General features: G+C 72.6%; 6 protein-coding genes and 2 pseudogenes. 3 read left to right on the top strand and 5 right to left on the bottom strand.

Translation table 11 applies throughout. The features are described 5' to 3' along the window. The first annotated feature begins 16 nt into the window (after positions 1-16). Positions 17-487 (top strand): hypothetical protein, encoded by a 471-nt coding sequence (locus tag MCAG_RS00095; RefSeq protein ID WP_007070970.1) that lies wholly within the window; start codon positions 17-19, stop codon positions 485-487. Between the two features lie 41 nt (positions 488-528). Here the strand turns inward: MCAG_RS00095 and MCAG_RS35980 are convergent. The 3 genes and pseudogenes from MCAG_RS35980 to MCAG_RS00085 all read right to left on the bottom strand — a co-directional run. Beyond that, positions 529-2,832 (bottom strand): annotated as a pseudogene (locus MCAG_RS35980) (bifunctional (p)ppGpp synthetase/guanosine-3',5'-bis(diphosphate) 3'-pyrophosphohydrolase); the annotation flags it as partial. 2,160 nt (positions 2,833-4,992) lie between these two features. Continuing rightward, positions 4,993-5,460: pseudogene (locus MCAG_RS35975) on the bottom strand (serine protease); the annotation flags it as partial. A gap of 59 nt (positions 5,461-5,519) precedes the next feature. After that, complete coding sequence (locus MCAG_RS00085; RefSeq protein ID WP_157547756.1) at positions 5,520-5,864, bottom strand: CU044_2847 family protein; 345 nt, start codon at positions 5,862-5,864, stop codon at positions 5,520-5,522. Between the two features lie 388 nt (positions 5,865-6,252). Between MCAG_RS00085 and MCAG_RS00080 the strand changes: the two genes are divergently transcribed. Continuing rightward, positions 6,253-7,860, top strand: coding sequence for an RICIN domain-containing protein (locus tag MCAG_RS00080; RefSeq protein ID WP_007070967.1), 1,608 nt, complete (start codon positions 6,253-6,255; stop codon positions 7,858-7,860). An 88-nt stretch (positions 7,861-7,948) separates the two neighbouring features. On the opposite strand, the gene MCAG_RS00075 is transcribed toward MCAG_RS00080, so the two are convergent. Continuing rightward, a complete protein-coding gene (locus MCAG_RS00075; RefSeq protein WP_007070966.1) occupies positions 7,949-8,863 on the bottom strand; it encodes a siderophore-interacting protein in 915 nt (304 codons plus the stop codon). Positions 8,864-9,223: 360 nt separating this feature from the next. Beyond that, complete coding sequence (locus MCAG_RS00070) at positions 9,224-10,387, bottom strand: CdaR family transcriptional regulator (protein WP_232290018.1); 1,164 nt, start codon at positions 10,385-10,387, stop codon at positions 9,224-9,226. Between the two features lie 180 nt (positions 10,388-10,567). Between MCAG_RS00070 and MCAG_RS00065 the strand changes: the two genes are divergently transcribed. Then, positions 10,568-11,860 (top strand): PQQ-binding-like beta-propeller repeat protein, encoded by a 1,293-nt coding sequence (locus MCAG_RS00065; RefSeq protein WP_007070964.1) that lies wholly within the window; start codon positions 10,568-10,570, stop codon positions 11,858-11,860. Positions 11,861-11,875 lie beyond the last annotated feature (15 nt).

Genomic DNA, 11,875 nt, shown 5'->3' with positions numbered 1-11,875 from the left:
CGGGGATAGTCGGGGGATGCGTCGTCGTTCGCTACTCGCCGTCGCGGGGTGGTTGGTCACCGCCGCGCTCGCCACTCTGGTCGGGGTGGCCGCGATCCGGTTGGTCGGGGAGAGCATCACCGGCACTCCGGGCGGGGTGCGCAGCCAGGAGGAGGTCGAGCGGGCGCTGGCCACGCCGGCGTCCACCGCAGCCGCCCCCTCGGCGGGTGTCCCGTCCCCCGGTGCCCCGGAGCCGACCGGGTCGGCCGGGTCGGCCGGGGCGGGCGCCCGACGGGCCTTCGCTACCACCGGCGGTACCGCCGTGGCGGAGTGCGGCCCGGGCGGGGTGCGGCTGGTGTCCTGGGCCCCGGCGCAGGACTACCGAGTCGCCGACGCCGATCGCGGCCCGGACGACGACGTCGAGGTCACTTTCGTCGGGCCGGGCGGCGAGTACGAGCTGAAGGTGCGGTGCGTGGGCGGCGAGCCCGTCGCCAGCGCCGACGACTGACCGGCGGCTGTCCCACGCGGACCGGCCCGCTGGGGGCTCCCTCAGGCTCCCGAGGTGACCCGGTACGCGTCGAACACCCCTTCGACCTTGCGGACGGCGGCCAGCAGGTGCCCGAGGTGTTTCGGGTCGGCCATCTCGAAGCTGAACCGGCTCACCGCCACCCGGTCGCGGGTGGTGGTGACCGTCGCGGAGAGAATGTTGACCCGCTCGTCGGAGAGCACCCGGGTGACGTCCGCGAGAAGCCTGTGCCGATCGAGGGCCTCCACCTGGATGGCCACCAGGAACGCCGAGGCTGCGGTGGGACTCCAGCTCACCTCGACCACCCGTTCGCTCTGGGCCCGCAGGTCCTCGGCGTTGGCGCAGTCGTCGCGGTGCACGCTCACCCAGCCGCCCTTGGTGGCGAAGCCGAAGACGGAGTCCGGCGGCACCGGGGTGCAGCACCGGGCCAGCTTGGTCCACTTGTCGCCGGCACCCTGCGCCACCACGCCCGTGTCGTGGCCGTTCATCCGGATCCGGGGCGGCCGGGTGGCCACGGCGGTCTCGGCCATGTCCTCCGCCGCGCCCTCCTCGCCTCCATAGGCGGCTATCAGCTGCTGCACGACCGACTGCGCCGACAGCCGGTGGTCGCCGACCGCCGCGTACAGCGAAGCCACGTCGGCCAGGTGCAGGTCCCGGGCGATGGCCAGCAGCGCGTCGGAGGTGAGCATCCGCTGCAACGGAATCCCCTGCCGGCGCATGGCCTTGACCAGCACCCCCTTACCGGCCTCGATCGCCTCCTCGCGGCCCTCGCCGCTGAAGAACTGGCGGATCTTGGTGCGGGCCCGGGGGCTCTTGACGAAGCCCAGCCAGTCCTGCGACGGCCCGGCCGTCTCGGACTTCGAGGTGAAGATCTCGACCACGTCGCCGTTGGACAGCTTCGCCTCCAGCGGCACCAGCTTGCCGTTGACCCGCGCCCCGATGCACCTGTGCCCGACCTCGGTGTGCACCCCGTACGCGAAGTCCACCGGCGTCGACCCCGTCGGCAGGGGGATGACGTCGCCCTTGGGGGTGAAGACGTACACCTCCTGGCTGGACAGGTCGAAGCGCAGCGCGTCGAGGAACTCGCTCGGGTCGGCCGCCTCCCGCTGCCAGTCCAGCAGCAGCCGCAGCCAGGTCATCTCGTCGATGTGCGCGGGTGTGCCGCCCGCCTGCGCACCGTACTTCCAGTGCGCCGTGATGCCGTACTCTGCGGTCCGGTGCATCGCGTGGGTGCGGATCTGCACCTCCAGGTGTTGGCCGGTGGGCCCGACGACCGTCGTGTGCAGCGACTGGTACATGTTGAACTTGGGCATCGCGACGTAGTCCTTGATTCGGCCCGGTACCGGCGGCCAGTTGGCGTGGACCACGCCCAGGGCCGCGTAGCAGTCCCGCACCGTGTCGACCAGGATCCGCACCCCGACGAGATCGTAGATGTCGGCGAAGTCGCGGCCCCGCACGATCATCTTCTGGTAGATCGAGTACAGGTGCTTTGGTTGGCCCGTCGTCTCCGCCTTGATCCTGGCGGCCTTCAGGTCCGCGTCCATCTTCTGGGTGACCTGGCGCAGCAGCGCCTCCCGCTGCGGCTGGCGCGCTTCGACGAGGCGGAAGATCTCCTCGCACCGCTTCGGGAACAGGGTGTTGAACGCGAGGTCCTCCAGCTCCCACTTCATCGCGTTCATGCCCAGGCGATGCGCGAGCGGGGCGAGGATCTCCAGCGTCTCCGTCGCCTTCTGCTCCTGCTTGGGGCGGGGCAGGAAGGAGAGGGTGCGCATGTTGTGCAGCCGGTCGGCCAGCTTGATCACCAGGACCCGCGGGTCCTTCGCCATCGCCACGACCATCTTGCGGATCGACTCCGCCTCGGCCGCGTCGCCGAACCTGACCCGGTCGAGCTTGGTCACCCCGTCGACGAGCGCCGCCACCTCGGGGCCGAACTCGGCATGAAGCTGCTGGAGGGGGTAGGCGGCGTCCTCGACGGTGCCGCTGAGCAGCCCCGCTACCAGGGTCGTGGTGTCCATGCCCAGGTTGGCCAGGATGGTCGCCACCGCGAGGGGATGGGTGATGTACGGGTCGCCGGACTTGCGGTACTGGCCGGAGTGCCACCACGACGCGGTGTCGAATGCGCGCTGGAGCAGCAGGACGTCGGCGCTGGGGTGGCTCTGCCGGTGGCAGGCGACTACCGGCTCCAGTGCCTCGCTGACCTGCGGGCTGCCGCCCAGGAAACCCTCGATGCCGATCCGGCGGGCGAGGCGGCGGACCGACGAACGGCGGTGTGGCACCGCCATGCTGGCGCGTGCCGCACCGGGCATGGCCTCGTCGGGGGCGAGGTCACGCGGCAGCGACGAGGTTTCGGTGCCGCCGAGGTGCTGAAGCGCGGTGACGGCCACGCGACGCTCCAACGGATTCAGTGCTGGGTGTCGCGCGAGGCGGACCAGCAGCTCAGGGCCCCGCTCGTCGCCGGCGCGGGCGAGCGCGTCAGCGGCCCAGACGCGCTGCCCGCCCTCGAACGCCGCGTCCTGGCTGACCGTGGCGAGCAGGGCACGCCCGTCGACGTCAACGAGGCGCGCCAACTGCTCCATGATCCACTTGTCGCCCCCGTCGCTGACCGCCCCGTCCGGGTCCATCGGGCGGGGAGCTGTCGGGTGCGGCGCGAGGTCGGCCAGCGTACGTAGGGTGCCGATCCGCAGCCGGCGGTCGATCTTCGGGTTGGTCACGACGGCACGGGCCAGGTCGAGACCGGCAGGCCGGCTGAGGTGGACGCAGGTGTCGACGGCCATCTGCCGGTCGTCGACGGGGACGCGGTCGTCATGGGCAGTGATGCGCAGAGCCCGGACGGCGTTGTCGATGATCTCCACGGTCAGGTCGTGGCCGTCGTCGACGAGCGCGCTGACGAAGATCGCCGCGCCGAGGCCGCCGGTGGCCGTCATGGCCCGCAGGGCCGAGGCGACGGCGTCCGGCTGCGGCCACGCCGCGACCAGGAACCGGGCGAAGGACTGTCGCCAGGCGGGCGGGGCCACGGCCCGTCCCGACACCGTACGCAGAAACAGGTCCCGGGAACGTGGGGTCGGCCCGTTCGGTGTCGTGGGGCGACGACCTGCGCGGCCAGGTACTCCTGATGGTCTGTGAGAGACGAAGTCGTCGCCCCGTTCCAGCAGCACCCCGCTGCGGCGCAGGAGATCGGCGAGCAGGTCCCGCCAGGTGCCCGTCGGCACGGACGACGGCGGCAGGTGGCGGGTCCATTGTGCGAGCTTGTCGACTGCTGGCTGCGGGTCGCCGGCCAGCCGGTCCGCGGCGAGGCGGCCGATGAGGCCGTCGCGCTCGACGATCAGCCGCTCCCCCGCCTCCTCCGCCTGCCGGCCGTAGCGGCGCAGCCGCCGCAGCACCTGCTGGCGGATGCCGCCGTCGGCGTCACTGTACTGACGTTCGCGCAGCAGTTGCACGAAGTCGTGGAAGATCCTGTTGCGCCCGCGCGGCAGGCGACGCTCCGGGTTCGCCACGAACAGTTGGCACAGCATGGTGGCCATCAGCGGGTTGCGGGCCAGCTCCCCGAGCCCGAGCCGGTCGAGCTCCCGGTCGAACTCGCCGGCGGTGTCGCCGGGGCGGTCGACCGCGAGGCGGGTGAACCAGCCCTCGGTGAATCGGCGGCGCTGCTCCTCGTCGAAGGCAAGCAGTTCGAACCGCAGCGGCTCCCAGTCCGCCCCCATCGTGGTGGGCAGGTCGGCGGCCGGGCGGGTGGCGATGACGAACCGGTGCGCGCTCGCCGGCGCTGCCCGGTGGGCGGCGAGGAAGGCGAGGACATCCTGCCGCCGGCCGGAATCCATGATCTCGTCGAGTCCGTCGACCAGGACCAGCCACGCCCCGTCCGGCATGGGCGGCTCGTCGAAGAAGGCCGAGGGCCAGGACCCGCCGGTGCCGGCCAGCCCGAAGTCGGCCCGTACGCTGCGGGCTACCGCCTCGCCGAGGCTGTGCGCCTCGAGCAGGTCGGTCGCCTGCACCCGGACCGGAACATCGGTCACGTCGGTGCTCTGCTGACGCCGGATCAAATCGCGCGTCACGACCTGGAAGAGACTGGACTTGCCCGCGCCGGCCCCGCCGACGAGAAAGGCGTCCCTGTCGCCGTCGAAGACCACCTCGGCGGGCCGGATCAGCGCGGGGGCCGGCCGGTCCGCTGTCGGCCGCTCGTGCAGGCGGGTCGTCTGCCGGACGTAGACGGCGGTCAGGGGTGGCAGCTGCGTGGTCGTGGGCATCCGGTACGGGTGGCGTGACGACGTCCGCTCCGCCAGCGCGAGGTAGGCCCGTAGCTGGGGGCCGGGGAAACGCCACCGTCCGGCCGCGAGCTGCCGGTCGGTCAGCAGGCTGAGCCAGCGTTGGTGTTCGAGCTGGACGGTGGCGAGCTGCGGGCCGACGTGTGCGCAGCGGGAGAGGATCTCGCTGATGGGCAGCATGTGGGCGCTACCGGTGGTGCTCGACGTGCAAATCATCCCGCACACCGCGCCGGTGCGGCGGTTGACCACCGGGCTGCCGCTGAATCCCGGCGTGACCGGGGTGCCCCGCAGCCTGAGCAGGCGCAGCGGATCGTCCTCGCTGCGGCGCGACTGGCCCTCGTAGACGAAGGTCGCCGGCTGGCCGCTGCGGAACATGCCGTCGGGGTGACCGTACGCCCAGAGCGCGTCGCCCACGCTGACCACGGGGCTGGACAGGACGGGCGTCAGCTCGGCCGACGGCGCCGACTGGTCGACGGCCAGCAGTGCGAGGTCCAGCCCGGCCCGGGTGCGAAAGACGGCGTCCGGCACGACTCGCAGGGTCAGGCTGACACCGGCGGCGACCACCCGCCCCAGCGCGGTTCCCGCCACCGGCTGCCCGTCGTCGGCGAGCACGTGCGCGCAGGTCGCCACGGTCGCCGGGGCGACGAGGAAGCCCGTGCCGCGACCCGGCGCGCCCCCGGACGGCGACGGCACCTCGATGGCCACCGTGGCGGCGTGGAGCAGCTCCTCCCAGCTCGCTTCGACCGCGGAGGCTAGGTCGTTGGCTTTTCCCACTCAAGGCCCACCTTGACGCCGGACTTGGCCGATGCCTTGCCCAGGATCGCCACGAACTTGCCCGATTCCACGGCGAACTCGCAGCTGAACTCCACCGACAGCCGGGTCACCTGCGCCTCGCGCAGGGAGTCGGCCATCTTTCCCGCGAAGGCCGCCAGCCCGGCGAGCGCCTCGTCCAGGCTCGTCGGCCGCGAGGCGACCTCGACCTCGTCGCTGGACGCACCCTCCCGCAGGACCCCAGTGGACAGATAGACGACATGCCCGTCGACCCGCAACGGCACCAGCCTCTCCGACCCGTCCACGGCAACGCCGTCCTCGTTCACGCAGCCCACCTCACGTTGCTCACCAGGTGACGAAAGCGCCTCGAACAGTAGTCGGACGGCGCAACGCCTGCGGCCCCCATCGGCCCGGGTTGGTGTCAGGGGCGCTGGGACTCCCGGCGGACGCCGGGGACCCAGCCGGCACGGCAAGCCCTTTCCCGCCCGTCACGACGCCCTTGACATCCGCCTGCGGCACCGACACCATCGTGACCAAAATATAGATGTGAGCAAATAGGATGGGGTTCCGGAAACCGGATGGTCGCCACCGCGCGCGGTCACCGCCAACCGGGTCACGGCCGTCGGCACCCCGCCCCGGCCCGTTCGAGCCCGCCCTCGACGACGGCGACGGCACCCCACGAACACCACCACCTCGTCCCGAGAAGGAGCCCCGATGCCGTCTGTGAGCGCGAGCACGAGGCCACTGCGCCTCGTCCTGCTGGCCACGACGATCCTCGTCCTGATCGGCGCCGGCGTGGCGGTGGGCCCGCAGGCCGCCTCCGCCGCCACCGTCGACACCGGCGCCACGTACGTGTTCGTCAACCGCCACAGCGGCAAGGCCATGGACCTGTACGGCTGGTCCACCGCCGACGGCGCGCCGATCAACCAGTACGCCCGCAACGACCTCGCGGTGCAGCAGTGGCGCTTCGTCGACGTCGGCGGCGGCTACTACCAGATTCGTTCCGCGCACAGCGGCAAGGTCCTCGAACTGCCCAACGCCACCGACGGCATTCAGCTCGTGCAGAACCCGGCGGTCAGCGGCAACACCCGGCAGCATTTCGGGCTCGCCGACTCCGACGGCGGGTACGTCCGGTTCGTCAACCGGCACTCCGGCAAGGCCCTCGACGTGTGGGGCTGGTCCACCGCCGACGGTGGGATGATCTCGCAGTACCAGGACCTGGGCGGGGCCAACCAGCAGTGGCAGCTGGTCCGGGTCGGCGGCTCCGCCGGCGACTGCGGCGCGGGCTCGTTCCAGGCCGAGGCCGTGCTCAGCGGCGGCACCTGGACAGTCCGCAACAACGGCAGCACCGTCCACACCGGCACCGACCTGCGCGCCGCCGTGCAGGCGGCCGTGAACAGCCTGACCGCCGGGCGCACCAGCAAGCAGCGGGTCGTGGTGCGCGGCTCCGGCTCGATGAGCGCCGGTTCCCGGATCTCGCTGCCCAGCTACACCACGATCGACGTGTGCGGCACGATCAACGTGACAGGCACCGGCTCGGGCGACCAGGCGCCGATCTACTCCCGGGGCACGACCCAGGTGGAAGTGCAACACCTCACCGTCACCGGCACCCCGCTGTACGGGATCTTCCTGCGTAACGTCACCAACGTGGTCCTCGGGCAGATCGACATGCGGCTCTCCGCCGGCCTGGGCGTGCGCATCGACAACCGCGGCGACACCAGCCAGTGGACCCGCAACGTGCGCATCGACAATGTCTACGTCTCCGGGGCGAGCTCGCACGCCGTCGAGACCTACGGTGTCGACGGTCTCACCGTCGGCACCGTCACCGCCCGCAACGTCGGCGAGTCGGGCCTGCTGCTCAACCAGACCATCAACGCCACGGTCACCACCGTCGACGCGGAGAACGCCGGCGCCGGCACCGGGTACGCGGCCTTCCGGATGGCCAACCGCAACGGCCGAATCGGCGACAGCTACCCGACCAACGTCCGGGTCGGCACCGTACGCGCCCGCGGCGGCGGCCGGGGCATCTTCTGTGTCTCCGAGTCCGGCGGGGCGACGATCGACCGGGTCGACATCGCCAACACCGGCAACAACGCCATCCTGATCGAGAACTGCTACGGGGTGAACATCGCCTCGGGCGGCGGGACAATCAGCGGCGGCGGGGAGGTACGGCTCGCCGAGCGCACCGAGTTCCCCGGCACCCGCGACATCACGCTGCGCAACTTCACGCTGGTCAACAACCGAATCGTGGAGAACCCCTGCGTGGACAACCTGACCATCAGCAACGTCGTCCTGAACAACTCGTCGATCAGCCGCTGCTGACCGCCCGGGCCCTAGTTCGGGCCGCCATCGGCCGGAACGCGCCGGCGGCGGCCCGAACGGGGTCGGCCACCAGCCGGCCGGCAGCGGCTCAGACGGGGTCGGGCCGGCCCAGCCGCCAGTACCCCATGAAGGCCACCGCCCGCCGGTCCAGCCCCCGCTCGGCCACCAGGTGCCGGCGCAGCGTGCGGATGACGCCGGCCTCCCCCGCGAGCCACGCGTACAGCGGCACCGGCGCCGCCGGGGTCGGCACCTCCCAGAGGAGTTCCCGGTCGACGTCCACGTCGGCGACCGGGTCGGTGACCGAGTCGGCGGCCTGGGCGAGGCCGGACAGCAGGTCGGCCGCCGCCGCCGCGATCGCGGGCACCAGGCGGGTGCCGTGCCGCCCGCCGTCGCGGGGCAGCCAGGTGATCCGCATGCCGGGCGGCGCGCTGACATCCAGCGCGTCGGCGGGCTCGGGCACCTCCAGCAGCGCCTGCCCCCGGGCGTCGCCCGGGAGCCGCGCCAGGATGGCGGTGATCGCGGGGACGGCGGTCTCGTCGCCGGCCAGCAGCAGCCGGCCCGCCGCCGGCGGCCGGAACTCGATGCCGCCGTGCTCGCCACCGAAGCCGGCGTCGGGGCCGAGCAGGGCCGCCCGGTCGCCGGGCCGGGCCCGGCGGGCCCACCGGGTGGCGGGGCCGCCGTCACCGTGCAGGACGAGGTCGAGGTCCACCTCGGCCAGGTGTGGGCGGGCTGCCCGCACGGTGTACGTGCGGACCGGGTTGCGTCGGTGCTCGGGCAGGGCCCGGTAGCGGGCGTACCAGTCCGGGCCTTCGGGGAGGCTCACGTCGGCCTGCCCGGGCAGCGGCAGCGCCAGCTTGATCCGCTGGTCGTAGCCGTTGTCGGCGAACCGGTCGAGGTCGGCGCCGGTGAAGGTGACGCGGACGAACGACGGGCTGAGCCGCCGCACCGCGCGGACCTCGACGTCGAACAGCCGCCACGGCGCGATGGGGAGGGTCTGGGTCATGGCGCCTCTCAGACGTGGGCGGGGTCCCGTCCCACGGCACCCAGCGTCGATCATCGGACACGGCTAGGTTAGCCTACCCTTAACGCCCGCTCGCGGGGGCGGGATGTCGGCCCCCGAACGGGCGAACGGGGGGGGCGATCGGCCGGTCGCCGGCTCAGCTCCGCGCGGCGGCCGGTCCAGGAAGAACAACCGGCCCAGAAAGAGCAGCTGGGCCGCTTCTCGACGCGGCAGCGGGTCGTGGTCGAGCCGGACGTGCGCAAACTGCCCTGCCACGGCATCGAGCGACCATCATCCATGGTGAACCCGCGTGGCTGTTCCCGACGTCGGTCCCGTGCCACCCCGACCCCGCCATGCTCACAGTCAGCCCTCGTCGAGCCAGGTGCGCAGCGCCCACCACCAGCGCAGGGTCTGCGGCACCGGCCATCGGCCGCCCGGCTCCGCGAGGGTCGGCGGCATCCCGGTCAGCTCCTGCAACCGGCGCAGCCGGTAGCGCACCGTGTTCGGATGCAGGTGCAGCGCCTCGGCCGTGCGGTCCAGCCGCTGCCCGTGGTCGAGATAGGTCAGCGCGGTCGAGACGAGCTGCCGATGGAACTCGTCGGCTGAATCGAGGGCGCCCAGCAGCTCCCCGCTGACCAGCTCGGCCAGGGCCGGCTGGGCGGCCAGCGCGGTTTCCCCGGCGAGGTCGACCACCTGATGCAGGCCGCGCAGCCCGGCCCGGGACGCGGCGCGCAGGGCGGCCACGCACAGCCGGTACAGGGTCGGGGCCTGCGTCAGGGGCCGCGCCGGGGCGGCCACCACGAGCCCGGCCGCGGTGGCGAGGTGGGCGGGCGGCAGCCGGGCGGACAGGCCGGCGAGCCGGTCGTCGACGGTGCCGAACACCGCCCCGCCGCCGCAGAACTGCCGCTCCACCGCCGAGATCCGGGCCGGCTCGGTCAGCCCGGTGACCACGCAGTGGTACCGGCCGTCGGGGCGCAGCCCGAAGCCGGCGAGGTCGTCGGGGCGCCCGTCGCCCGCCTCGTCGAGCAGCAGCCGCCGCAGCAGGCGGTTGCGGGGCGTCGCGCCGGGTCCGGGCCAGCTCCAGCTCGGCCGTGTGATGGCCGTCGACCAGGGCGCATTCCAGCGCGCTGGCGTACCGGCCGAGTTCCAGCAGGGCCTCCAGCAGCGCGGCGTCGGGAATCCCGGCGGCCCGGCCACGGTCGAGCGCGATCTCGACCACCCGTTGCCGGCCGGCCTGCACCCCGCGCAGCAGGCCGGCGAAGGAGAAGCCCAGCGCGGCCCCGGTCGGCGCCGAGGCGTCTCACCTCCAAGAAGTCCCGCTCGTTTGGCTCCGCCAGCCGCTCGAACGACGCCAAGCCCGGCGGCCAGCAGGGCGGCCACGTGCCGGCGGTTCTCGGCCATCGGCAGCCGCGCCACCTCGGGCGAGTGCACCCGGGCGGCCTCGACCATCTCGTCCACGACCCGCCGGTCGGTCGCCAGGTCGCGCAGCAGCGGGCCGAGGACCCCGGCCCGCTCCGGCATCGTCATCGGCCCGCTTCCCTCCGCCATGGCCACTGTGGCCCCGCCACAACGACCCGGCCGGGTTTTGGCCCCCGTGCCCTACCGGGAGTCCGGCTTCGGTTGGTTTCCTTCTGTTACCGCAAAGTAACACCGCACCCCCGCACCGCGGAACGCCACCATCTGTCGCCCCACCGGCAGGAGCAGCCCATGACCGCAGCATCGCCCGCGTCCCCGCCCGTCCGCCGACCCCGAGCCCGCAGGTACGGCGCCCTCGCCGCCGCCCTCGCCGCCGTCGCCGCCACCGTGCCGGCCCCGGCCGCCGCCGCCCCCGCCGCCCCGGTCAGCGCCGCCGCCCTGGAGGAGGTGATGTTCGTCGGCAACAACTGGGAGGGCACCGTCGACGTGATCCGCTCCCGGGGCGACTACGCCCGCATCGGCCGGCTCAACGTCGTGCCCGACAAGCAGCAGCGACTCTGGGAGATCTACCTCAACCCCATCAAGCTCGCCTTCTACCTGGGCATCCAACAGGGCCCCGGCGAGGGGCACGACCAACTCGTCGACGACATGTACACCACGCCGGACGGGACCGCGCTGGTGGCGTCCCGGCCCAGCTTCGCCGACGTCGTCTCGATCGACCTGCGCACCGGCGCGGTCCGCTGGCGGTTCCCGGTCTCCGGGTTCCGCTCCGACCACATGGCCGTATCCCCGGACGGCACCCGCGTCGCGGTGTCGGCGTCCACCTCGGACACCGTGCACGTGCTCGACATCAACACCGGCAAGCAGGTGGGCTCGTTCGGCACCGGCGACACCCCGCACGAGAACATCTTCACCGGCGGAGGCCGGTACATCTGGAACATGTCCATCGGGGACGTCAACACCTCGCTGGACGCCCCGTCGCAGGACTGGACCAAGGGCGATCGCAAGATCACCATCGCCGACACGACCACCTTCGCCAAGGTGAAGGAGATCGACATGCGGCCCCGGCTGGACGCGTTCGGCCGCAGCGACCTCTCCGACGCCGTCCGGCCGGCGGTCTTCACCCCCGACGAGGGCAGGCTCTACTTCCAGGTGTCGTTCTTCAACGGCTACAAGGAGTACGACGTGGCCAGAGACAGGGTCACCCGGGTCGCCACGCTGCCGAAGAACCCGAACACCACCGAGGACCGCACGAAGTGGGTCAACGACTCGCGGCACCACGGCATGTCGATAAGCCCGGACGGGGCGAAGCTCTGCGTCGCCGGAACGATGGACGACTACACCACGATCGTCGACCGGGCCACCCTCGCCCCGGGACCGCTGGTCACGGCCAGCAAGCCGTACTGGGCGACGGTGAGCGGCGACGGCCGCGACTGCGTCATCTCGGAGTCGGGCGCCGACCAGGTCACCGCGATCAGCTTCGCCACCGGTCGGAAGGTGGTCAGCGTGCCCGTCGGCGACCACCCGCAGCGGATCCGGATCGGGCACCTGCCCGCCGGCTGGACGCCGCCGGCCGCCCGGTAGTGCCCTCGCGCGGGT

It is taken from the genome of Micromonospora sp. ATCC 39149 (assembly GCF_000158815.1).
Lineage (GTDB): Bacteria > Actinomycetota > Actinomycetes > Mycobacteriales > Micromonosporaceae > Micromonospora.
This window is presented reverse-complemented; position numbering and strand designations above follow the sequence as displayed.

Excerpts from the sequence above, each read along its gene's own strand:
- MCAG_RS00095 (WP_007070970.1), top strand. The coding sequence starts at position 17 with ATGCGTCGTCGTTCGCTACTCGCCGTCGCGGGGTGGTTGGTCACCGCC.
- MCAG_RS00075 (WP_007070966.1), bottom strand. The coding sequence starts at position 8,863 with ATGACCCAGACCCTCCCCATCGCGCCGTGGCGGCTGTTCGACGTCGAG.
- MCAG_RS00070 (WP_232290018.1), bottom strand. The coding sequence starts at position 10,387 with ATGACGATGCCGGAGCGGGCCGGGGTCCTCGGCCCGCTGCTGCGCGAC.
- MCAG_RS00080 (WP_007070967.1), top strand. The coding sequence starts at position 6,253 with ATGCCGTCTGTGAGCGCGAGCACGAGGCCACTGCGCCTCGTCCTGCTG.
- MCAG_RS00065 (WP_007070964.1), top strand. The coding sequence starts at position 10,568 with ATGACCGCAGCATCGCCCGCGTCCCCGCCCGTCCGCCGACCCCGAGCC.